Here is a 21,905-nt window from a genome sequence, read left to right on the forward strand (position 1 = left end):
CAGATTCGAGGGTAGGGGATCGCGGTCTTTATCAGTAAAAAGGGGGAATTGGAATGAGCGGCTTTCTCATCGCAAATGCATTGTTATTTCTGGTTGTAACCGCTTACGCTGTCTGTTTGTTTATTTATTTGGTCAAAACGAGACTGGCCTACATCAGGCTCGGCCAGAAAGAACAATTTGATAAACGGATCAAGGAACGGCTTCACGCCATTTGGGTGAATGTATTCGGGCAGAAAAAACTGCTCAAGGACAAGAAAAGCGGAATCATTCACGTCATGTTTTTCTACGGATTTATATTGGTTCAGTTCGGAGCTATTGACTTTATCATCAAAGGACTGGCTCCCGATCGGAATCTGCCGCTTGGCCCTGTCTATCCCGCTTTCACCTTTTTTCAGGAAATCGTTACGTTTCTCATTTTAATTGCTGTGGGCTGGGCATTCTATAGACGTTATATCGAAAAGCTCGTCAGGCTGAAACGCGGTTTCAAAGCAGGACTTGTTCTCATTTTTATTGGGGGGTTAATGTTGACGGTTCTGCTTGGAAACGGGATGAATCTGATCTGGCATGAGCACGGGCTTTCTTGGAGCGAGCCGATAGCATCTGGTATTGCGTTTTTGCTTGGCGGAATTGGGAAAACAGGCGCGGCGGTCATTTTCTATATCGCATGGTGGGTCCATCTTCTGTTTTTGCTGAGCTTTTTAGTGTACGTGCCTCAGTCGAAGCATGCCCATTTAATCGCCGGACCTGCCAATGTTTTTTTCAACAGAATGGAATCGGCCGGAAAGCTTGAAAAAATCGATTTTACCGACGAAACGAAAGAAAGCTACGGAGCGGGGAAAATAGAAGATTTCAGGCAGTCCCAGCTGCTTGATCTGTACGCGTGTGTCGAGTGCGGCCGCTGCACCAATATGTGCCCTGCAACAGGCACCGGAAAAATGCTGTCGCCGATGGACTTGATTTTGCGCCTCAGAGACCATCTCACAGAAAAAGGCGCGGCCGTCACCTCACGCTCGCCATGGGTGCCCGTGGCAGCGTTCCGGCATACGAGAGGCAATCAGCTGGCGGCAGCGTCAGCGGGCAGCGGATCGCAGGAAGCCGCCGCCGCGCTGGATTACAATCCGAGCCTGATCGGCGACGTCATCACAGAGGAAGAAATTTGGGCGTGTACGACTTGCCGGAATTGCGAGGATCAATGCCCCGTCATGAACGAACACGTGGATAAAATCATCGACCTCCGCCGCTACCTCGTACTGACAGAAGGAAAAATGGACAGTGACGCACAGCGCGCCATGACCAGTATCGAGCGGCAGGGAAATCCGTGGGGCCTCAACCGCAAGGAACGTGAAAATTGGCGTGACGCGGCGCCGGATGCCGAGATTCCGACCGTAAAAGAAATGAAAAAAGAAGGAAAAGAATTTGAGTACCTTTTCTGGGTCGGTTCCATGGGGTCTTACGACAACAGAAGCCAGAAAATCGCGGTCTCCTTTGCCAAGCTGCTCAATCACGCGGGCGTGTCCTTCGCGATCCTCGGCAATAAAGAAAAAAATTCAGGAGACACGCCGCGCCGCCTCGGAAATGAATTTTTGTTCCAAGAGCTGGCTGAGAAGAATATCTCTGAATTTGAAAAAAATGATATCAAAAAAATCGTTACGATCGACCCGCACGCATACAATTTATTTAAAAACGAATATCCGGATTTCGGATTTGAAGGCGAGGTTTATCACCATACAGAAGTGCTGGCCGAGCTGGTGAAGAACGGGAAATTAAAACCGCAGCACCCGCTTCAAGAGGCGATTACCTTCCATGATTCATGTTACTTGGGCCGGTACAACGAAGTCTATGATCCGCCGAGGGAGATTTTGAAAGCCATTCCGGGCGTACAGCTGATTGAAATGGAAAGAAACCGGGAAACCGGCATGTGCTGCGGGGCCGGCGGGGGATTAATGTGGATGGAGGAAGAAACGGGCAACAGAATTAACGTCGCCAGGACAGAGCAAGCACTCGCGGTTAACCCATCGGTGATCAGCTCCGGCTGTCCGTACTGTCTCACGATGCTTGGGGACGGCACAAAGGCGAAAGAAGCCGAAGACCGGGTCAAAACGTATGACGTCGCCGAGCTTCTGGCCCAATCTGTCTTAGGTGCTGATATGAAAATGGGGGAGAAGCCATGAATTTTTCATTATCAGAAGAACATGAAATGATCAGGAAATTGGTCCGTGATTTTGCAAAGCATGAAGTGGCCCCGACAGCGGCAGAACGCGACGAACAAGAACGCTTCGACCGCGAGCTGTTTCGGGAAATGGCGAATCTAGGGCTGACGGGAATCCCGTGGCCTGAAGATTACGGAGGAATCGGAAGTGACTTTCTGGCTTACGTCATCGCGGTGGAGGAGCTTTCGAAAGTGTGCGCCTCCACCGGTGTGACGCTTTCCGCCCATATCTCTCTATGCAGCTGGCCGCTGTTTGCCTTTGGGACGGAAGAACAGAAGACAAAGCACTTAACACAGCTGGCCCTCGGAGAGAAAATCGGCGCTTTCGCTTTGACCGAAGCAGGGTCCGGTTCTGACGCCGGCGGCATGAAAACAACTGCTGAACGAATCGGCGATGATTATGTGTTAAATGGTTCAAAAGTGTTTATCACAAACGGCGGGATTGCGGATATTTATATTGTTTTTGCCGTCACCGATCCCGAGAAAAAGAAAAAAGGCATTTCCGCTTTTATAGTAGAAAAGGATTTCGAAGGATTTTTGACAGGCAAGAAAGAAAAGAAGCTGGGCATCCGTTCGTCCCCGACAACGGAAATCACGTTCGAAGATTGTGTTGTGCCTGCAGCAAACCGACTCGGAGAAGAAGGGGAAGGCTTCAAAATCGCGATGAAGACGCTGGACGGAGGCAGAAACGGCATTGCCGCTCAAGCTGTCGGAATCGCTCAGGGGGCGCTTGATGCGGCGCTGCAATACGCAAAAGAGAGAAAGCAATTCGGAAAATCGATCGCCGAGCAGCAGGGCATCGCTTTTAAACTCGCAGATATGGCTACAATGATAGAAGCTTCAAGGCTATTGACCTATCAGGCGGCGTGGCTTGAATCATCAGGCCTTCCATATGGAAAAGCTTCCGCCATGTCCAAACTGCTGGCGGGGGATACGGCGATGAAGGTGACGACCGAAGCCGTGCAGATTTTCGGCGGCTACGGTTATACAAAAGATTATCCGGTTGAACGCTATATGCGTGATGCAAAAATCACGCAAATCTATGAAGGCACTCAAGAAATTCAAAGACTTGTCATCTCCCGAATGCTCGCGGATTGATGCAAAACATCTATCAGTCGGATCACTCTTGTAAAATTATTTAAATTAACGCCGTTAAGGGTAGCATATTCTGTTTTATTTTGTTTATAATGAGAGGTATGGTTTGTATAAGAACGATACAAAATCGCTTTCATTATTGATAAAACAGATACATATATGTAATAGAAAGGGAGTGTCCGACCTTGGGTATCAAACAATATTCACAGGAAGAGCTAAAGGAAATGGCTTTAGTTGAAATCGCTCACGAATTATTTGAAGAACATAAAAAACCAGTTCCATTTCAGGAGCTTTTAAATGAAATCGCATCTTTGCTCGGCGTGACAAAAGAAGAGCTTGGAGACCGCATCGCTCAATTTTATACAGATTTAAACATTGACGGCCGCTTCCTGGCGCTTTCTGACCAGACTTGGGGGCTTCGCAGCTGGTATCCGTATGATCAGCTTGACGAAGAAACGCAGCCGACAGTCAAGGCGAAAAAGAAAAAAGCGAAGAAAGCAGTCGAAGAAGATCTTGATCTTGACGAGTTTGAAGAGATCGACGAAGACGACATTGATTTAGATGAAGTCGAGGAAGAACTTGATCTTGACACCGACGATTTTGACGATGAAGATCTCGATGAAGACGACGACGATCTTGAGATCGAAGAGGATATTATTGATGAAGATGATGAAGACTATGAAGAAGAAGAAGAGGATCTCAAATAGTAAAAGATTTCATCTTCAAAACGATCTTGACTTTCATAGTCGAACTATGTAGTATGTATTTTGGGCTCTTCAAAAACGAAGAGAGAACATAGTACGTTATGCTCCCTTTCAAGAAATTGAAAGGGAGCTTTCTTATTTTCACCCCTCATTTTTCTTATAAATCATTTAAAAGGCTAAATGATTTTTTATAAAATAGTACATTTTAAAAATGTAGCTAAGAGCGAAGAGAGGAGCAAACGAAATGACGAAATATATTTTTGTAACCGGGGGAGTTGTATCCTCACTAGGAAAGGGTATTGTAGCAGCTTCATTAGGACGTTTGCTGAAAAACCGCGGAATGAACGTGACGATTCAAAAATTCGATCCATACATCAACGTTGACCCGGGAACAATGAGCCCGTACCAGCACGGTGAAGTATTCGTAACGGATGATGGCGCTGAAACAGACTTGGACCTTGGTCACTATGAGCGTTTTATCGACATCAACCTGAATAAATTCAGCAACGTGACAACAGGTAAAATTTATTCAACAGTTCTTAAAAAAGAACGCCGCGGAGACTACCTTGGCGGAACCGTACAGGTCATCCCGCACATCACAAACGAACTGAAAGACCGTGTTTACCGCGCGGGGAAAGAAACAAACGCAGATGTTGTCATTACAGAAATCGGCGGTACTGTCGGAGACATCGAATCACTGCCATTCCTTGAAGCGATCCGCCAAATGAAGAGCGACATCGGCCGTGAAAACGTAATGTACATCCACTGTACGCTTGTTCCTTACATTAAAGCTGCGGGTGAATTAAAAACAAAACCGACACAGCACAGCGTAAAAGAATTGCGCAGCTTGGGTATTCAGCCAAACATCATCGTCGTTCGTACAGAAATGCCGATTTCTCAAGATATGAAAGATAAAATCGCGCTATTCTGCGACATCGATACAAAAGCGGTTATTGAGTGTGAAGATGCGGACAACCTTTACTCCATTCCGCTCGAGCTTCAAAAACAAGGGCTTGATAAGCTCGTTTGCGAGCACATGAAATTGGAATGCAAAGAGGCGGAAATGTCCGAGTGGAAAGAGCTTGTGAACAAAGTCAGCAACCTGTCTCAAACGATCACAATCGGCCTTGTCGGTAAATACGTTGAGCTTCCTGACGCTTATATTTCTGTCGTTGAATCACTCCGCCATGCGGGCTATGCGTTTGACACAGATGTAAAAGTAAAATGGATCAACGCAGAAGAAGTGACAGAAAGCAACATCGAAGAGCTCACAAGTGAAATTGGCGGCATCATCGTGCCGGGCGGATTCGGAGACCGCGGTGTTGAAGGTAAAATCGTCGCAACAAAATACGCGCGCGAAAACAAAATTCCGTTCTTGGGCATTTGCTTGGGCATGCAGGTTGCGTCTATTGAATACGCACGAAACGTACTGGGCTTAAAAGGCGCTCACTCAGCGGAAATTGATCCGTCAACCCAATACCCGATCATCGACCTTCTTCCTGAACAGAAGGATGTTGAAGATCTCGGCGGAACGCTTCGTCTCGGCCTTTACCCTTGTAAGCTTGAAGAAGGCACGAAAGCCTTTGAAGTGTATCAGGATGAAGTGGTGTATGAGCGTCACCGCCACCGTTATGAATTCAACAACGAATTCAGACAGCAAATGGAAGACCAAGGCTTCGTATTCTCAGGCACAAGCCCTGACGGACGCCTTGTTGAAATTATCGAGCTGAAAGACCACCCTTGGTTCGTGGCTTCTCAGTTCCACCCAGAGTTTAAGTCAAGACCGACAAGACCTCAGCCGTTATTCAAAGGCTTTATCGGAGCGTCTGTCGAAGCTGCAAATCAGAAGTAATAAAAAAAGACTTGCCGTTTGTCAAAAGCGGGCAAGTCTTTTTTATTTGTTTCCGGCAAGAGACAGCATGTACAATAAGATATTATGCATACTCTTGCAGAATTTCTTTTAATGTGAACGATAAAGCATGGTAGACATACAGTGCAGTCATTAAAGAGGGAAATCCGTAACGGGTGCCGTCTTCATCGGGCACAAGCGGCATTTTTAATTTAGAATCAATATGCACATCACAATATTGTTCAATTCCCGTACTGTCTTTAGCTGAAGGCGATACGCATACGACCCCCGCACCTTTTTCATAAAGCTCTTTCGCCAGCGCCTGCTCTTCGGCTGTGCCCGTCCCTGAGCAAAACATCAGCACCCTGTCGCTTTCGGTCACTTCCTCAGCGCTTCCTGGAAAGGCTTTGACGGATGGGAAGGGTTCTTTGCTTTCGGTGGCCTCATAAAAGACACCCTGAAGCTCATTAGCTCCATATAAATAAATGGAATGCCCGCTGATCACCGCTTGAGCAAGCAGCCGCGCCCCATCTTCAATCGCGTCAGATTCCTTATCCTGAATGCGGGAAAAAATACCTGTTAACTGCGTCGTAAATATTTTCAACATAAGTGAATCCTCCTTTATAACGTACAATATCAGTATACAACAAAAGAGAAAATGCTCAGAAAATGTCGTAAAGTAGACTATTATAATTAAAGGAAATAGGAAAATCAAACAGAATACATACACTACTGCTTACTTTTGACGAAAATCATAATATTGGGGTGTAAAATGATGAATGAAAAAATTTTAATCGTTGATGATCAATACGGTATACGTATTTTGCTTAACGAAGTGTTCAATAAAGAAGGCTACCAGACGTTTCAGGCTGCAAACGGCCTGCAGGCGCTTGACATCGTGACAAAAGAACGGCCCGACCTTGTGCTTCTGGACATGAAAATTCCCGGCATGGACGGAATTGAAATCTTAAAACGGATGAAGGTCATTGACGAAAACATCCGGGTGATCATCATGACGGCATACGGAGAGCTCGACATGATCCAGGAATCAAAGGAACTGGGCGCTTTGACGCACTTTGCGAAGCCGTTTGACATCGACGAAATCAGAGATGCCGTGAAAAAATATCTGCCCCTGAAGTCTAATTGACAAAAAGAAGAAACAAATGAATCATGTCATTGTGTTGCCGATTTGTCGAAAAGTTGGTATTCTAGTTATGGAGAAAAAGCGATCTGGTATTTACATATGACAGCAATAGATGGGTCATGCTAGGGTGGAAAGCTTTTTTCGCTAGAAGACAATCAGGCTACATAAGGAGGACATTCGACATGCCTTTAGTTTCTATGACGGAAATGTTGAATACAGCTAAAGAAAAAGGTTATGCTGTAGGACAATTTAACTTAAACAACCTTGAGTTTACTCAAGCGATTTTACAAGCAGCTGAAGAAGAAAAATCTCCAGTGATCCTTGGTGTTTCCGAAGGTGCGGGACGCTACATGGGCGGCTTCAAAACAGTCGTAGCTATGGTAAAAGCACTTATGGAAGAGTACAAAGTGACAGTTCCTGTTGCGATTCACTTAGACCACGGTTCAAGCTTTGAATCTTGTGCGAAAGCGATTCATGCAGGTTTCACATCTGTAATGATCGACGCTTCTCACCATCCATTTGAAGAAAACGTAGCAACAACTGCTAAAGTTGTTGAGCTTGCTCATTTCCACGGAGTATCTGTAGAAGCTGAGCTTGGAACAGTAGGCGGACAAGAAGATGACGTTATCGCTGAAGGCGTAATCTACGCTGATCCTAAAGAGTGCCAAGAGCTTGTTGAGCGCACTGGCATCGACTGCCTTGCACCTGCATTAGGTTCTGTTCACGGCCCTTACAAAGGTGAGCCAAACCTTGGCTTCAAAGAAATGGAAGAGATCGGAAAATCAACTGGTCTTCCGCTAGTTCTTCACGGCGGTACTGGAATTCCGACTGCTGACATCAAAAAATCAATCTCACTTGGTACAGCTAAAATCAACGTGAATACTGAAAACCAAATTTCTTCTGCAAAAGCTGTTCGCGAAACATTGGCAGCTAAGCCTGACGAGTACGATCCACGTAAATATCTTGGACCAGCTCGTGAAGCGATCAAAGAAACAGTTATCGGTAAAATGCGTGAATTTGGTTCTTCAAACCAAGCTTAATTCAATTGGAACGTTTATAGCCGCCTGACAGCTTGACAGGCGGTTTTCCGTCTATCTTTAGAAAGCGCAATCATTATTCACAGTTCAGAAAATTTCTTACTCAGGGAGGCTTTTTGAAAATGTTATTTTTTGTTGATACAGCTAATATCGATGAAATTAGAGAAGCGAATGAATTAGGAATTCTCGCCGGTGTAACGACGAATCCTAGTTTAGTAGCAAAAGAAGCTAACGTATCATTCCACGACCGTCTTCGCGAGATCACAGACGTCGTGAAAGGCTCTGTAAGTGCAGAGGTTATTTCTTTGAAAGCTGAGGAAATGATCGAGGAAGGAAAAGAACTGGCGAAAATCGCACCGAACATTACGGTGAAAATCCCGATGACGTCTGACGGTTTAAAAGCGGTAAGAGCACTTACTGACTTAGGCATCAAAACAAACGTCACATTGATCTTCAATGCAAACCAGGCGCTTCTTGCTGCCAGAGCAGGGGCAACGTATGTATCACCATTCCTGGGACGTTTAGATGACATCGGCCACAACGGACTTGACCTGATTTCAGACGTCAAGCAGATTTTTGACATTCACGGTCTTGAAACACAAATCATTGCGGCGTCAATCCGCCATCCGCAGCACGTGACAGAAGCCGCTCTAAGAGGGGCTCATATCGGCACAATGCCGCTGAAAGTCATTCATGCGCTCACTAAGCATCCGTTAACAGACAAAGGAATCGAACAATTCCTGGCAGACTGGAATAAATAATGCAAAGGGCGGCAAACAGCTTTATGCCTGTTTGCCGCGGCCTTTGTTTTTCACCGTCCTGATACAGCGGACCTTCAGATCCAAACGCCGCTTTACAGAGAAGGAATCATTGGGCTGCAGAAGCTGATATCGGAATGAAGGGTTTGCGTACTGCTTTTGCCGGATGACGACGATGTCTCTCGAGCCGGCGGGTCTCTGTGCAATTTTCGAAACCTGTGCCCCGCAAAGCTTCGCTATTTTCTTCCTGATATTTTACAATGTGTTGTATTCTTTCTCTTCGAATTGGCTAGATTTTGGACATGAGCTTTATTTGCAGAGACAGAATAAAATGACATTTTATTTAGCTCCGCAGCTATCTTCTTATGGAAGGAGACTATCATGGAAAAGTTGAATATTGCCGGCGGTGACTCGTTAAACGGTACAGTACATATCAGCGGCGCTAAAAACAGTGCTGTTGCATTAATACCTGCAACCATTTTGGCAAATTCCGAGGTGACAATTGAAGGGCTTCCAGAGATTTCAGATATTGAAACGCTGCGTGACCTGTTAAAGGAAATCGGCGGCAACGTGCATTTTGAGAATGGGGAAATGGTTGTTGACCCCACGTCGATGATCAGCATGCCGCTTCCTAACGGAAAAGTAAAAAAGCTTCGCGCGTCGTATTATTTAATGGGGGCGATGCTCGGCCGCTTCAAGCAGGCCGTCATCGGATTGCCCGGCGGCTGCCACTTGGGCCCCCGTCCGATTGACCAGCATATTAAAGGCTTTGAAGCACTCGGAGCTGAAGTAACCAATGAACAAGGCGCCATTTATTTGCGTGCTGAAAGGCTGAGAGGCGCACGCATTTATCTAGATGTCGTAAGCGTAGGGGCAACCATTAACATTATGCTTGCCGCTGTTTTGGCAGAAGGAAAAACGATCATCGAAAACGCTGCCAAGGAGCCTGAGATCATTGATGTCGCGACACTGCTTACAAGCATGGGCGCCAAAATCAAAGGTGCGGGAACCAATGTGATCCGAATCGATGGCGTGAAGGAACTGCACGGCTGCAAGCATACGATCATTCCGGACAGAATTGAGGCCGGGACATTTATGATTGCAGGGGCTGCAATGGGCAAGGAAGTCATTATCGATAATGTGATTCCCACTCATCTTGAGTCGTTAACGGCAAAGCTGAGAGAAATGGGTTATCATATCGAAACAAGCGACGACCAGCTTCTCATTGTCGGCGGGCAGAAGCACTTAAAGCCGGTTGATGTCAAAACCCTTGTATACCCGGGCTTTCCGACTGATTTGCAGCAGCCGATGACAGCACTCCTGACAAGGGCAAAAGGGACAAGCGTCGTCACGGACACCATTTACTCGGCAAGATTCAAGCACATTGATGAGCTGAGACGGATGGGTGCCAATATGAAAGTAGAAGGCAGATCTGCCATCATCACAGGTCCTGTCGAGCTTCAAGGCGCAAAAGTGAAGGCGAGTGATCTGCGTGCCGGAGCCTGTCTGGTCGTAGCCGGACTGATGGCTGACGGCGTCACGGAAATTACGGGCTTGGAGCATATTGACCGCGGATACAGCACCCTTGAGAAGAAGCTCGAGGGGCTAGGAGCAACAATCTGGCGTGAAAGAATGACTGATGAAGAAATAGAACAGCTTCAAAATTCATAATGGTTTCTTGTGAGAGGAGATCGTGTTGAAATGGAAAGAAGTTTATCAATGGAATTGGTACGTGTGACCGAAGCTGCGGCATTGGCATCTGCAAGATGGATGGGCCGGGGGAAAAAAGATGAGGCTGATGAAGCGGCAACAAGCGCAATGAGAGACGTTTTTGATACAGTTCCGATGAAAGGAACCGTTGTGATCGGTGAAGGAGAAATGGACGAGGCGCCGATGCTGTATATCGGGGAAAAACTCGGAAACGGGTACGGCCCGCGCGTCGATGTTGCAGTTGACCCTCTTGAAGGCACAAATATCCTAGCAAGCGGCGGCTGGAACGCGCTGACGGTTATCGCAGTCGCAGACCACGGCACGCTTCTGAACGCTCCTGACATGTATATGCAAAAAATCGCAGTCGGTCCGGAAGCGGTGGGCTGTATTGATATTGAAGCACCTGTCATTGATAACCTTAAAGCGGTGGCAAAGGCGAAAAATAAGGACGTTGAGGACGTCGTTGCCACAATCTTAAACCGTGAAAGACACGCAAAAATTATTTCCGAGCTTCGTGAGGCCGGCGCCAGAATCAAGTTGATCAATGATGGCGATGTCGCAGGCGCCATCAACACGGCTTTCGACCACACGGGCGTTGACATCCTGTTCGGATCAGGCGGAGCTCCTGAGGGTGTGCTTTCTGCTGTTGCGTTAAAAGCGCTGGGCGGAGAAATTATCGGTAAACTTCTTCCGCAAAGCGATGAAGAAATCACACGCTGCCACAAAATGGGCCTTGATTTAAGCAAAGTCCTCCGTATGGAAGACCTTGTGAAGGGTGATGACGCGATTTTTGCAGCTACCGGGGTAACTGACGGCGAGCTGTTAAAAGGCGTTCAATTCAAAGGCTCTGTCGGCACAACTGAAAGCTTAGTTATCCGTGCAAAATCAGGTACTGTCCGCTTCGTTGACGGCAGACACAGCCTGAAAAAGAAACCAAATCTTGTAATCCGTCCATAAAAAAAGAAAAAGCGGGTGTGAGCCCGCTTTTCTTTTGCAGAAAAGAGTCAACTCTATCAATTCCGTGTCAAAACCTTATTTCAGTTGAATAATTTTTTGAAATAAGGTAAAAATAAAGAGTGCTGCGATTTTTACTGCGTAATTCCTTCTTTTAAGCACTAGGAAAGTTTCAATTTCTACCGCATACAGACGATATAAGTATTGATCTTCTCATGTTTTTGTCCTCGCTTCCTTCAAAACTCATTAAGACAATCCTTTTAACAAAAGCGCCGATCATGGGTGGAAGTGTTACCGATAGAAGTTCCTTTATGTTAAAAAAAGAATGTGCTTTGGCGGATGTTGTGCAAAAGCAGCAGATTTACATGTGCAGAGTAAGATATTGACTATGAAAAGCGTGGTGTTTTTATGAAAGACGTATCTATTTCCTCTTTGGAAAATATGAAATTGAAAGAGCTTTATGAACTTGCAAGACATTATAAAATCTCCTACTACAGCAAACTGACAAAAAAAGAACTCATTTTCGCCATTCTGAAAGCGAATGCAGAACAGGAAGATCTGCTGTTTATGGAAGGCGTTCTTGAGATCATCCAGTCTGAAGGTTTCGGCTTCCTGAGACCGATCAACTACTCTCCAAGCTCAGAAGACATTTATATCTCAGCTTCACAAATCCGCCGTTTCGATTTGCGAAACGGAGACAAAGTTTCAGGCAAGGTTCGCCCGCCAAAAGAAAATGAGCGTTACTATGGACTTTTGCACGTTGAAGCAGTGAATGGAGATGATCCTGAATCAGCAAAAGAGCGTGTGCATTTCCCGGCGCTTACACCTCTTTATCCAGATCGTCAAATGGTGCTTGAAACAAAGCCGAACTTCTTGTCTACAAGAATTATGGACATGATGGCGCCGGTCGGATTTGGACAGCGCGGTTTGATTGTTGCGCCGCCAAAAGCCGGAAAAACGATGCTGCTGAAGGAAATTGCCAACAGCATTACAGCGAATCAGCCTGAAGCAGAGCTCATCGTGCTTTTGATCGACGAAAGACCGGAGGAAGTAACCGATATTGAGCGCTCTGTAGCTGGTGATGTCGTCAGCTCAACGTTTGATGAAGTGCCGGAAAACCATATCAAAGTGGCCGAGCTTGTGCTTGAGCGCGCAATGCGTCTCGTGGAACATAAAAAAGATGTCATCATCCTGATGGACAGCATCACACGCCTTGCCCGCGCCTACAACTTAGTGATTCCGCCGAGCGGAAGAACGCTTTCCGGAGGGATTGACCCAGCAGCGTTCCACCGTCCGAAACGCTTCTTCGGAGCAGCGAGAAATATCGAAGAAGGCGGCAGCTTAACCATCCTTGCTACGGCTCTTGTCGATACAGGGTCACGTATGGATGATGTCATTTATGAAGAATTCAAGGGAACAGGCAACATGGAGCTTCACCTTGACCGCTCTCTGGCAGAGCGCCGCATCTTCCCGGCCATCGATATCCGCCGTTCAGGAACGCGCAAGGAAGAGCTGCTTGTGCCTAAAGAGCATCTTGATCGTTTATGGTCGATCCGCAAAACGATGTCTGATTCACCTGATTTCGCAGAAAAGTTCATGAGGAAAATGAAAAAAACCAAAACAAACCAGGAATTTTTCGATATTCTCAATCAAGAATGGAAACAGGCAAATCTATCATCTGCTAGAAGATAAATTGTATTTGCAAAAGAAGTAAATCACTGATATAATTTTCTCATATGCGTTTCGGACAATGCTCCGAAATAATAACTCTGTTTCCACACGGGATTCAGGGCGGAAGGAGATGGATACAATGAAAGCAGGAATTCATCCTAATTTCAAAAAAGCAACAGTTAAATGCGCTTGCGGAAATGAATTTGAAACAGGCTCAGTAAAAGAAGAGGTACGCGTTGAGATTTGCTCTGAATGCCACCCATTCTACACTGGCCGTCAAAAATTCGCTTCTGCTGATGGTCGTGTTGATCGCTTTAACAAAAAATACGGTCTTAAGTAATAATAGATTTTTCAACAGGCAGGAAGCAGTCTTGCCTGTTTTTTATATTGTCTAAAACACAGCTGGCAGAGAGGGGGAGCGGAGCCTATGTACATAATGAAACAAAGCGGGTGGCTTGAGCTGATTTGCGGCAGCATGTTCTCGGGGAAATCTGAAGAGCTGATCAGAAGAGTGAAGAGAGCGACTTACGCCAAGCAGGAAGTCAGGGTATTTAAGCCTGTGATTGATAATCGCTACAGCGAAGATGCTGTTGTCTCCCATAATGGAACATCCATGACGAGCTATGCCATTTCTTCTGCTGCGGACATTTGGGATCACATCAGTGAGAGTACGGATGTGATTGCGGTTGATGAAGTGCAGTTTTTTGACCAGGACATTGTTGAGGTATTATCATCTCTTGCCGATAAAGGCTACCGTGTGATTGCAGCGGGTCTTGATATGGATTTTAGAGGAGAGCCGTTCGGCGTCGTCCCGGATATTATGGCGATTGCGGAAAGTGTGACGAAGCTGCAAGCCGTCTGTTCCGTCTGCGGATCACCGGCGAGCAGAACACAGCGCCTGATTGACGGCAAACCTGCTTCTTACGATGATCCGGTCATAAAGGTGGGCGCATCCGAATCGTATGAAGCAAGATGCAGACATCATCACGAAGTCCCAGGAAAATATAAAAATTAACCCAAAACATGGGTAAAAAGATAGAAAGCACCGTGTGAAAACACCGGTGTTTTTTTTATATTCTGATAACATTCAATTAAAAAATTTAATTAAGTGTATTAAAAAATTAAGTAATTTTCTTCTCTTGAATTTTGATTTTGACAGGCATAAAATAACTAACGTAATGTAAATAGTTTTGAGACATTGTTCGAATAATTGTCACAAAGTCGCATAAAGATCATGATCGGTCATATTTTAGATGGGTTATTACTTAACTTGGTTAACTATTTCAAGAAAGAAGGAGATTTGCTTGAATAACATAAAAAAAACGAAAGAAGGCCACTTAGAAACAACTCTTAGAGGAAAAGAAGTTTTATCTATTCCTACTTTAAATAAAGGCGTTGCTTTTTCAGTAGAAGAAAGACAAGAACTTGGCTTAGAAGGACTTCTGCCGCCAACTGTACTTTCTCTTGATCAACAAGCACAACGCGCATACGAGCAATTCCAAGCGCAGCCTGACCGCCTTCGTCAAAATGTTTACTTAAGTGATCTTGCAAACCGTAACGAAGTTCTTTTCTATAAATTGCTGAAAAACCATCTTCGCGAAATGCTTCCTGTTGTGTACACACCAACAGTTGGTGAAGCGATTCAGGAATACAGCCATGAATATAGAAGACCTCAAGGTATCTACTTGTCAATCGACAACATTGACGGTATTGAAAAAGCGTTTGAAAATCTTCATGCGACTGCAGGAGATATTGATCTTATCGTTGCTACTGACTCTGAAAGTATTCTCGGTATCGGTGACTGGGGTGTAGGCGGTATTAACATCGCAATCGGTAAATTGGCTGTTTACACTGCTGCAGCTGGTATTGACCCTAGCCGTGTTATCCCGGTTGTGCTTGATGTCGGTACGAACAACGAAAAACTTCTGAATGATCCTTTATATATTGGTAACAAGCATGAGCGTGTTCAAGGCGAACGCTATGAAGCTTTCATTGACGCTTATGTAAAAGCGGCATTGAAATTCTTCCCTAAAGCGCTTCTTCACTGGGAAGACCTTGGCAACAAAAATGCACGTAATATCATGAAAAAATACAATCATGAAATTCTTACATTTAATGATGATATCCAAGGTACAGGAGCGATTACACTTGCTGGTGTGCTTGCGGCGATGAAGAAAACTGGCGCTTCTATTAAAGATCAGCGTGTTGTTGTCTTCGGTGCTGGTTCTGCTGGTATCGGTATTGCTGACCAAATCCGCGACACAATGGTGCTTGCTGGATTATCTGAAGAAGAAGCTAACAAACGCTTCTACACACTTGATTACAGAGGCTTGCTGACTGAAGAAATCGAAGGCATCCTTGATTTCCAAAAACCTTACCTTCGCAGTACGAATGAAGTAAAAGACTGGAAACGCGATGAAAAAGGCCAAATTCCTTTCGATGAAGTGGTTCGCCAAGCGAAACCAACGATCTTGATTGGTACTTCAGGGGTTTCAGGTGCGTTCACAGAGGAAATTGTAAAAGAAATGGCATCTCACGTAGACCGTCCGGTTATCATGCCGATGTCTAACCCGACTCACCTTGCTGAAGCAGTTCCTGAAGATCTGTTCAAATGGACTGACGGAAAAGTGCTTATTGCAACAGGAAGCCCATTTGACAATGTAGAATACAACGGTGTTTCTTATGAAATCGGACAATCTAACAACGCATTCGCGTTCCCAGGTCTTGGACTTGGTTCAATTGTAGCTGAAGCGCGTATCATTACGCCTGCGATGTTTGCTGCAACTGCTGATGCGATTGCTGAAATGGTTGACTTCGAAACACCTGGAGCAGGATTGCTTCCAAGCATCGATAAGCTTCAAGAAGTTTCTATTCAAGTTGCGATTGCCGTTGCTGAAGCAGCAATTAAAGAAGGCGTAGCAAATCGTCAGCCTGAAGATGTAAAACAAGCTGTTCTTGATGCAATGTGGACACCTGAATACAAAAAAGTCATCGCGAAATAATTAGCGAGTAAATTTTTTCGTCCGAGGGAAAGCTTTTTGTAAAGCTAAAGTATACGGACATAGGATTTGGAGGAGAATATTTTGAGCATCTTAGATATCTTAATCCTCCTGGCACCGATCTTCTTTGTTATCGTGCTGGGTTGGTTTGCAGGACATTTTGGAAGTTATGATGCCAAGTCGGCAAAAGGGGTAAGTACGTTAGTAACGAAATACGCACTTCCAGCTCACTTTATCGCTGGTATTTTGACAACTTCCAGAAGTGAATTTTTATCACAAGTTCCATTAATGGTTTCTTTAATTATTGGGATTGTTGGTTTCTATATCATCATTCTTTTGGTTTGCAGATTTATCTTGAAGTATGATTTAACGAACTCATCTGTATTTTCTTTGAACTCTGCACAGCCAACATTCGCATTTATGGGTATTCCTGTATTGGGAAGCTTGTTCGGGGCGAATGAAGTTGCGATTCCGATCGCGGTTACAGGTATCGTGGTAAATGCGATTCTTGATCCGCTTGCGATTATTATCGCTACTGTCGGTGAGTCTTCTAAGAAAAACGAAAAGGGCGGCGACAGCTTCTGGAAGATGACAGGAAAATCAATCCTGCATGGCCTTTGTGAGCCGCTTGCAGCTGCTCCGTTAATCAGTATGATCTTAGTGCTGGTTTTCAACTTCACTCTTCCTGAGCTGGGTGTTAAAATGCTTGATCAGCTTGGAAGCACAACATCTGGTGTTGCTCTCTTTGCTGTCGGTGTTACTGTTGGTATCCGTAAAATCAAACTCAGTATGCCGGCTATCGGTATTGCGTTACTAAAAGTTGCGGTTCAGCCTGCGTTAATGTTCCTGATTGCTCTTGCAGTCGGACTTCCAGCTGACCAAATGACAAAAGCGATCCTTCTTGTGGCATTCCCTGGTTCTGCCGTAGCAGCCATGATTGCGACTCGTTTCGAGAAACAAGAAGAAGAAACTGCGACTGCGTTTGTGGTCAGTGCGATTCTGTCATTGATTTCACTTCCGATTATTATCGCGCTTACTGCGTAATCAAAAAAGCTCCCCGTAAAGGGAGCTTTTTTACTTTAGGTTTGAAATTTGAACAGTGACAGCAGCGGTTTTTTTCTTGTTTTTGTTTTTTCAGAAGAAGCAGCAGTCTCGGGGATCGGCTGGGCGGTGAATTCTTTCATTTGTGAGGTCAGTGATTGCAGGTCTGCAAGGATGTCGTCAATTTCTCTGCGGTGCTGAAGCAGCTGATAAGATACACCTTCATCGGCTTTTTGCTTCAGCTGGCGTTCCAGTTCCCCGATCCTTGCCAGCAGCTCGTTTTCGTCCTGCTTTTGCTGTAAAAGGGCGTCGAGCTTCTGTTCGAGCTGTTCGATTCTTCGTTCTGTGTCGCCATTTGTTTTTTGGACAAGGAAGCCTGTGCGCTTCTTAGTGCTTTGCGGCACATGAATATCCTGAATCGCCGTGCCTTCAGAAATTTGTTTTTGAACAGATTTTAGAACCTTTACATCTTCTGCTGTAAACGAATAGTGTCCAAGCTCATTGCGTTCGGCCGGAAGATTCAGCTGCTTCACCCACCGCTGCACCGTTTTTGCGGAGACGCCGAGTTCACTTGCTACCATATTTGTATTCATGATCCCATACCTCCTTTTTAGCTAGGTATTCGACCATAGAATGCGGTTCCCTTCCTATTAGACAAAACAAGAAAAGATTCGGCAAAGAAAGTGGGTATCTCCTTTTTTTCTTCAAAAACCGTTATTGTTCATACAGCTCTAAAGGAAGCTGGTCCGGATCAAAAAAGAAGGTGAAACGCTTGCCGGTCAGCGGATCTATTCTGATCGGCTCTGTTTCGATTCCTTTTTCATGAAGCTTCTGAACTACCTTATCCAAGCTGTTGACTGTGAAGGCAAGGTGGCGCAGGCCTGCCGCTTCAGGCCGGGTTTGGCGCGCGGGCGGATCGGGAAACGAGAACAGCTCAATGACATACGTGCCGTTAAGCGACAAATCAAGCTTATAGGAGCCGCGCTCTTCGCGGTACGTTTCTTGAATGACTTGAAAACCAAGCTTATGTACGTAGAAAGCTTTCGACTTTTCATAATCTGAACATATGATTGCAATATGATGTATGGATTTCAGCAACATCATCCCTCCTCGATTCCCAGTATAGCAGAGGAGGCTTTTCAAGCTGGGATTGAAATGCTTTTGACTGGGGTTAATCACTATACTATAATGAGAATGTTACGCACAGGAAAACAGAGGTGAAGACCGTGTTAGACCGTTTAAAGTCAATCGAAGAACGATACGAAAAATTAAATGAGCTTTTAAGCGATCCAGAAGTAGTCAACGATCCGAAAAAGCTAAGAGAATATTCAAAAGAGCAATCTGATATACAAGAAACAGTTGACGTATATAGACAATACAGAGATGCGTCAGAACAGCTGGCTGATGCAAAAGCGATGCTAGAAGAGAAGCTGGACGCTGAGATGCGCGACATGGTGAAGGAAGAGATTTCTGAACTTCAGAAGGAAACGGAAACACTGTCAGAACGCTTGAAAGTGCTCCTGATCCCGAAAGATCCTAATGACGACAAAAACGTTATCATGGAGATCCGCGGAGCTGCGGGAGGCGAGGAAGCCGCTTTATTCGCGGGCAGCCTGTACAGAATGTATTCCCGTTATGCCGAGCTTCAAGGCTGGAAAACAGAGGTCATGGAAGCGAGTGTAACCGGAACCGGCGGCTACAAAGAGATCATCTTTATGATTACGGGAAGCGGCGCATATTCTAAACTCAAATATGAAAACGGCGCCCACCGCGTACAGCGTGTTCCGGAAACAGAATCAGGCGGCCGTATCCATACATCAACTGCAACAGTAGCATGTCTTCCTGAGGCAGAAGAGGTAGAGGTTGACATTCATGAGAAGGATATCCGAGTCGATACGTTTGCATCAAGCGGACCGGGCGGACAAAGCGTTAACACAACAATGTCTGCCGTTCGTCTGACGCATTTGCCGACAGGTGTTGTTGTATCATGCCAGGATGAAAAATCTCAAATCAAGAACAAAGAAAAAGCAATGAAGGTTCTCCGTGCCAGAATCTATGATAAATTTCAGCAGGAAGCCCAAGCTGAATATGATCAAACACGGAAATCAGCAGTTGGATCAGGTGACCGCTCTGAGCGTATCCGCACATACAACTTCCCGCAAAACCGTGTGACGGATCACAGAATCGGCCTGACGATTCAAAAGCTTGATCAGATTCTTGAAGGAAAACTTGACGAAGTGGTTGAAGCGCTGATTGTTGAAGATCAGGCAAGCAAGCTTCAGCAGTCGGAAGGTTAAGATGAAGACGATATTTGAAGCCCTGAAATGGGCTTCTTCTTATTTAACCGAAGCGGGAAGAGAAGAAAATGCGGCTGAGCTTCTTTTGCTTTATGATACCGGAATGGACAGAAGCAAGCTGCTCGCCAGCTTACAGGAACCGATTGGCGAAGACGAACTGTATCGCTTTACGCGTCACGTTGAGATGCATAAAGAGGGCGTCCCGGTTCAGTACATTATCGGAAAAGAGTTTTTTTACGGACGGGAATTTATGGTGAATGATGACGTGCTGATCCCGCGGCCGGAAACAGAAGAGGTTGTCTATCATCTGCTTGAAAAATATCGGCATGTCTTTTCGGAAGACGGGCGGCTTGATGTCGTTGACGTCGGGACAGGAAGCGGCGCGATAGCCGTCACGCTTGCGCTTGAAAACAAAAACTTTTCGGTGTCGGCGGTTGATATTTCAAAAGAAGCGCTGCAAGTCGCCTCTGCCAATGCGGAAAAGCTCGGAGCGGATGTGCGCTTTTATCAGGGCGATTTGCTTGAGCCTTTTATTAAGGCAGGAAAAAAAACGGATATTGTCGTCTCAAATCCTCCTTATATTTCAGAAGAAGAAATGGCTGATCTATCAGAGATTGTCCGTTTTCATGAGCCGCTGCATGCTCTCACTGATGGCGGAGACGGGCTGAAATTTTATAAGCGGTTTATGGAAGACATCCCGCTTGTCATGAAGGAGAAAGTGTTTGTCGTTTTTGAAATCGGATGGAAACAGGGCGAAGCGGTCAAAGAGCTGATCCTCAAGGCGTTTAAACATGCGGAAGTGGAAGTGCTGAAAGATATTAACGGAAAAGACAGAACCATATGCGCTGTGATTCATAAAAATAAATAAGCAGCTTGCTGGCGAGTTGATGAATCAAGCTGTTTTAACACCAGCAAAGGGGATGTAAAGGATGAAAAAGGCCCTGACAGCAGGAATCTTGCTCATTGCGATTGAGAGCATGATTGGCACCATTTTTCCGCAGGCTCTTTCATATGAAGCGATTTTTGGCGTTGCGTCTCTCGTTTTGATTGGGCTCGCGATCATCACATCGGGTTTGGCTGTAAGCGGAAGTGATCAGCGGGCAAACTACCATTCAGAAACCAAAGAAGGCCGTACATCCCGCTTGAAAATGGCGGCTGCTTTCTTTGTCGCGGCGATACCTTCTATTCTATGTTATTTGCTGACGGTTTTGTTTTAATGAAAAAGGAAGCCTCTTAGGCTTCCTTTTTTTGCAGTAAAACAGAATCCCATATCCAATAGACAAGAGCTGTTAATACAGCGAAAAGATAGAAGGCCATATTTTGAAGCAGGGATTGTCCCGAAGGCTGCAGCACGCCGAAAATGATCGCGTTGGCAATAAAAGCTGCTACAAGATAATACAGCAGATACAAAGGGCTGAACCGTTTCGGCTTTTTATTCATCATGAATTGAAGCGGCAGAGCGAATATCAAATAAGGAAACAGAAAATAAAATGCCATCGTTATGAGAGCGGCAATGATGAATGAATGGATATAAATAATTGAATAAAGAACCGACATCGTGAAGGCTGATAACAGCACTGTATAATTATATTTCATCTTAAACCTCCTAAAACACTATCGTACCATAAATAAGATTAACAGCTTGCTAGATTTTTTTCACTCTGCACGTTTACCCCGGGCTCTCCTTGTCCATAATAGGGCTAGAAACAAAGCACGGAGAGGAACGGTGGGGACCGATGAAAAAAACAGTAATCATTTGTATATATATCTTTCTTTTATTATCCGGAGCACTTGTAGGGCTGGCAAAAGAAGAGACGGCACAGCAATCAGAAAATCAGCCGGTGGTCATACCGGATGAGGCGATTCGCCTGAGAATATTGGCAAACAGCGATAGTAATCAGGACCAGCAATTAAAGCGGCATATCAGAGACGCGGTCAATAAAGAAATCACAACATGGGTAGAGGATATCACTTCTATAGAAGAAGCGCGGCGTGTGATTCGCTCAAAGCTGCCTGAAATCAAAGAAATTGCAAAGGAAACAATGGAAGAAGAAGGAGCAAACCAATCGATATCCGTTGATTTTGACAAAATCTCATTTCCGACAAAGCTTTACGGCAATATGGTATATCCCGCTGGCGAGTATGAAGCGATTCTGATTACGCTTGGAAACGGAGACGGCGCCAACTGGTGGTGTGTGCTGTTCCCGCCGCTCTGCTTTCTCGATTTTTCCAACGGAGAAGCCGTAAAAGAACAAGAAGATCAAGAAGCCTCAAAAAAGCAGACTGAAAAAGTGCTTGAGGACGTAACCGCTAAAGCGGAAAAAGCCAAAAAAGAAGAGAAGGAAGAGAATGAAGACGGCACAGAAGTGAAATTCTTCTTAGTCGAATGGATTTCCGACCTTTTTTCCTAATCACCTGGTCTAAAAATAGATTTGCC

22 protein-coding genes and 1 pseudogene are annotated in these 21,905 nt (G+C 45.3%); 19 read left to right on the forward strand and 4 right to left on the reverse strand.

Translation table 11 applies throughout. From position 1 onward, the window contains the following. Positions 1–53: 53 nt before the first annotated feature. From CVV77_RS10850 to pyrG, 4 genes are all read left to right on the forward strand, one after another. Entirely contained in the window at positions 54–2,171 is a 2,118-nt protein-coding gene (locus CVV77_RS10850; RefSeq protein ID WP_100275387.1) for a heterodisulfide reductase-related iron-sulfur binding cluster, read from the forward strand. Next, complete coding sequence (gene acdA, locus CVV77_RS10855) at positions 2,168–3,307, forward strand: acyl-CoA dehydrogenase AcdA (RefSeq protein ID WP_100275388.1); 1,140 nt, start codon at positions 2,168–2,170, stop codon at positions 3,305–3,307. The genes CVV77_RS10850 and acdA overlap by 4 nt, the downstream gene beginning before the upstream one ends. A 182-nt stretch (positions 3,308–3,489) precedes the next feature. Next, positions 3,490–4,011, forward strand: coding sequence for a DNA-directed RNA polymerase subunit delta (rpoE, locus tag CVV77_RS10860; RefSeq protein WP_003235832.1), 522 nt, complete (start codon positions 3,490–3,492; stop codon positions 4,009–4,011). Positions 4,012–4,252: 241 nt separating this feature from the next. Further along, positions 4,253–5,860 carry a glutamine hydrolyzing CTP synthase gene (gene pyrG, locus CVV77_RS10865; protein WP_100275389.1) on the forward strand — a complete coding sequence of 536 codons (1,608 nt, stop codon included), beginning with the start codon at positions 4,253–4,255 and terminating at the stop codon, positions 5,858–5,860. 82 nt (positions 5,861–5,942) lie between these two features. On the opposite strand, the gene CVV77_RS10870 is transcribed toward pyrG, so the two are convergent. Then, a complete protein-coding gene (locus CVV77_RS10870; RefSeq protein ID WP_100275390.1) occupies positions 5,943–6,464 on the reverse strand; it encodes a DUF2529 domain-containing protein in 522 nt (173 codons plus the stop codon). 165 nt (positions 6,465–6,629) lie between these two features. Between CVV77_RS10870 and spo0F the strand changes: the two genes are divergently transcribed. The 11 genes and pseudogenes from spo0F to CVV77_RS10920 all read left to right on the forward strand — a co-directional run bounded on the left by spo0F (position 6,630) and on the right by CVV77_RS10920 (position 17,174). After that, complete coding sequence (gene spo0F / locus CVV77_RS10875; RefSeq protein WP_003227621.1) at positions 6,630–7,004, forward strand: sporulation initiation phosphotransferase Spo0F; 375 nt, start codon at positions 6,630–6,632, stop codon at positions 7,002–7,004. A 179-nt stretch (positions 7,005–7,183) separates the two neighbouring features. After that, positions 7,184–8,041, forward strand: a complete 858-nt coding sequence (locus CVV77_RS10880; protein ID WP_003243339.1) for a class II fructose-bisphosphate aldolase — start codon at positions 7,184–7,186, stop codon at positions 8,039–8,041. Between the two features lie 119 nt (positions 8,042–8,160). Next, positions 8,161–8,799, forward strand: coding sequence for a fructose-6-phosphate aldolase (gene fsa, locus CVV77_RS10885; protein ID WP_003235823.1), 639 nt, complete (start codon positions 8,161–8,163; stop codon positions 8,797–8,799). Between the two features lie 378 nt (positions 8,800–9,177). Beyond that, positions 9,178–10,467: a UDP-N-acetylglucosamine 1-carboxyvinyltransferase gene (locus CVV77_RS10890; RefSeq protein ID WP_003235821.1), complete on the forward strand. Its 1,290-nt coding sequence runs from the start codon at positions 9,178–9,180 to the stop codon at positions 10,465–10,467. Between the two features lie 30 nt (positions 10,468–10,497). Next, positions 10,498–11,463 (forward strand): class II fructose-bisphosphatase, encoded by a 966-nt coding sequence (gene glpX, locus CVV77_RS10895; RefSeq protein WP_003235818.1) that lies wholly within the window; start codon positions 10,498–10,500, stop codon positions 11,461–11,463. Between the two features lie 212 nt (positions 11,464–11,675). Next, positions 11,676–11,838 (forward strand): annotated as a pseudogene (locus CVV77_RS22025) (hypothetical protein). Between the two features lie 30 nt (positions 11,839–11,868). After that, positions 11,869–13,152, forward strand: a complete 1,284-nt coding sequence (rho, locus tag CVV77_RS10900; protein ID WP_003221939.1) for a transcription termination factor Rho — start codon at positions 11,869–11,871, stop codon at positions 13,150–13,152. 118 nt (positions 13,153–13,270) lie between these two features. Next, positions 13,271–13,471 carry a 50S ribosomal protein L31 gene (gene rpmE, locus CVV77_RS10905; RefSeq protein WP_003151132.1) on the forward strand — a complete coding sequence of 67 codons (201 nt, stop codon included), beginning with the start codon at positions 13,271–13,273 and terminating at the stop codon, positions 13,469–13,471. 87 nt (positions 13,472–13,558) lie between these two features. After that, positions 13,559–14,146: a thymidine kinase gene (locus tag CVV77_RS10910; RefSeq protein WP_100275391.1), complete on the forward strand. Its 588-nt coding sequence runs from the start codon at positions 13,559–13,561 to the stop codon at positions 14,144–14,146. A 289-nt stretch (positions 14,147–14,435) separates the two neighbouring features. Then, on the forward strand, positions 14,436–16,133 hold the full coding sequence (gene malS / locus CVV77_RS10915; RefSeq protein ID WP_181280840.1) for an oxaloacetate-decarboxylating malate dehydrogenase: 1,698 nt from the start codon (positions 14,436–14,438) through the stop codon (positions 16,131–16,133). Between the two features lie 81 nt (positions 16,134–16,214). After that, positions 16,215–17,174, forward strand: a complete 960-nt coding sequence (locus CVV77_RS10920; RefSeq protein ID WP_019259740.1) for an AEC family transporter — start codon at positions 16,215–16,217, stop codon at positions 17,172–17,174. A 35-nt stretch (positions 17,175–17,209) separates the two neighbouring features. On the opposite strand, the gene racA is transcribed toward CVV77_RS10920, so the two are convergent. Further along, the gene (gene racA / locus CVV77_RS10925) at positions 17,210–17,764 is read right to left on the reverse strand and encodes a chromosome-anchoring protein RacA (protein WP_100275393.1); all 555 of its coding nucleotides are present in this window, start codon (positions 17,762–17,764) and stop codon (positions 17,210–17,212) included. Between the two features lie 121 nt (positions 17,765–17,885). Continuing rightward, positions 17,886–18,272: an SMU1112c/YaeR family gloxylase I-like metalloprotein gene (gene gloA2 / locus CVV77_RS10930; RefSeq protein ID WP_088111903.1), complete on the reverse strand. Its 387-nt coding sequence runs from the start codon at positions 18,270–18,272 to the stop codon at positions 17,886–17,888. A 125-nt stretch (positions 18,273–18,397) separates the two neighbouring features. Here gloA2 and prfA point away from each other — a divergent pair, with 125 nt between their 5' ends. The 3 genes from prfA to CVV77_RS10945 all read left to right on the forward strand — a co-directional run bounded on the left by prfA (position 18,398) and on the right by CVV77_RS10945 (position 20,685). Further along, positions 18,398–19,468 carry a peptide chain release factor 1 gene (prfA, locus tag CVV77_RS10935; RefSeq protein ID WP_003235802.1) on the forward strand — a complete coding sequence of 357 codons (1,071 nt, stop codon included), beginning with the start codon at positions 18,398–18,400 and terminating at the stop codon, positions 19,466–19,468. Between the two features lies 1 nt (position 19,469). Further along, positions 19,470–20,336: a peptide chain release factor N(5)-glutamine methyltransferase gene (prmC, locus tag CVV77_RS10940; protein WP_084991154.1), complete on the forward strand. Its 867-nt coding sequence runs from the start codon at positions 19,470–19,472 to the stop codon at positions 20,334–20,336. A 61-nt stretch (positions 20,337–20,397) separates the two neighbouring features. Then, complete coding sequence (locus tag CVV77_RS10945) at positions 20,398–20,685, forward strand: DUF5316 family protein (protein WP_019259736.1); 288 nt, start codon at positions 20,398–20,400, stop codon at positions 20,683–20,685. 16 nt (positions 20,686–20,701) lie between these two features. Here the strand turns inward: CVV77_RS10945 and CVV77_RS10950 are convergent, their stop codons facing one another. Then, on the reverse strand, positions 20,702–21,064 hold the full coding sequence (locus CVV77_RS10950) for a UPF0715 family protein (protein WP_060399714.1): 363 nt from the start codon (positions 21,062–21,064) through the stop codon (positions 20,702–20,704). A gap of 140 nt (positions 21,065–21,204) precedes the next feature. Here CVV77_RS10950 and spoIIR point away from each other — a divergent pair, with 140 nt between their 5' ends. Beyond that, the gene (gene spoIIR / locus CVV77_RS10955; protein ID WP_003235794.1) at positions 21,205–21,879 is read left to right on the forward strand and encodes a stage II sporulation protein R; all 675 of its coding nucleotides are present in this window, start codon (positions 21,205–21,207) and stop codon (positions 21,877–21,879) included. The last annotated feature ends 26 nt before the right edge of the window (positions 21,880–21,905 follow it).

Source organism: Bacillus sp. SN1, assembly GCF_002796895.1.
Classification (GTDB): domain Bacteria; phylum Bacillota; class Bacilli; order Bacillales; family Bacillaceae; genus Bacillus; species Bacillus inaquosorum.

Excerpts from the sequence above, each read along its gene's own strand:
- CVV77_RS10850 (WP_100275387.1), top strand. The coding sequence starts at position 54 with ATGAGCGGCTTTCTCATCGCAAATGCATTGTTATTTCTGGTTGTAACC.
- acdA (WP_100275388.1), top strand. The coding sequence starts at position 2,168 with ATGAATTTTTCATTATCAGAAGAACATGAAATGATCAGGAAATTGGTC.
- pyrG (WP_100275389.1), top strand. The coding sequence starts at position 4,253 with ATGACGAAATATATTTTTGTAACCGGGGGAGTTGTATCCTCACTAGGA.
- CVV77_RS10870 (WP_100275390.1), bottom strand. The coding sequence starts at position 6,464 with ATGTTGAAAATATTTACGACGCAGTTAACAGGTATTTTTTCCCGCATT.
- spo0F (WP_003227621.1), top strand. The coding sequence starts at position 6,630 with ATGATGAATGAAAAAATTTTAATCGTTGATGATCAATACGGTATACGT.
- CVV77_RS10880 (WP_003243339.1), top strand. The coding sequence starts at position 7,184 with ATGCCTTTAGTTTCTATGACGGAAATGTTGAATACAGCTAAAGAAAAA.
- fsa (WP_003235823.1), top strand. The coding sequence starts at position 8,161 with ATGTTATTTTTTGTTGATACAGCTAATATCGATGAAATTAGAGAAGCG.
- CVV77_RS10890 (WP_003235821.1), top strand. The coding sequence starts at position 9,178 with ATGGAAAAGTTGAATATTGCCGGCGGTGACTCGTTAAACGGTACAGTA.
- glpX (WP_003235818.1), top strand. The coding sequence starts at position 10,498 with ATGGAAAGAAGTTTATCAATGGAATTGGTACGTGTGACCGAAGCTGCG.
- rho (WP_003221939.1), top strand. The coding sequence starts at position 11,869 with ATGAAAGACGTATCTATTTCCTCTTTGGAAAATATGAAATTGAAAGAG.
- rpmE (WP_003151132.1), top strand. The coding sequence starts at position 13,271 with ATGAAAGCAGGAATTCATCCTAATTTCAAAAAAGCAACAGTTAAATGC.
- CVV77_RS10910 (WP_100275391.1), top strand. The coding sequence starts at position 13,559 with ATGTACATAATGAAACAAAGCGGGTGGCTTGAGCTGATTTGCGGCAGC.
- racA (WP_100275393.1), bottom strand. The coding sequence starts at position 17,764 with ATGAATACAAATATGGTAGCAAGTGAACTCGGCGTCTCCGCAAAAACG.
- gloA2 (WP_088111903.1), bottom strand. The coding sequence starts at position 18,272 with ATGTTGCTGAAATCCATACATCATATTGCAATCATATGTTCAGATTAT.
- prmC (WP_084991154.1), top strand. The coding sequence starts at position 19,470 with ATGAAGACGATATTTGAAGCCCTGAAATGGGCTTCTTCTTATTTAACC.
- CVV77_RS10945 (WP_019259736.1), top strand. The coding sequence starts at position 20,398 with ATGAAAAAGGCCCTGACAGCAGGAATCTTGCTCATTGCGATTGAGAGC.
- CVV77_RS10950 (WP_060399714.1), bottom strand. The coding sequence starts at position 21,064 with ATGAAATATAATTATACAGTGCTGTTATCAGCCTTCACGATGTCGGTT.
- spoIIR (WP_003235794.1), top strand. The coding sequence starts at position 21,205 with ATGAAAAAAACAGTAATCATTTGTATATATATCTTTCTTTTATTATCC.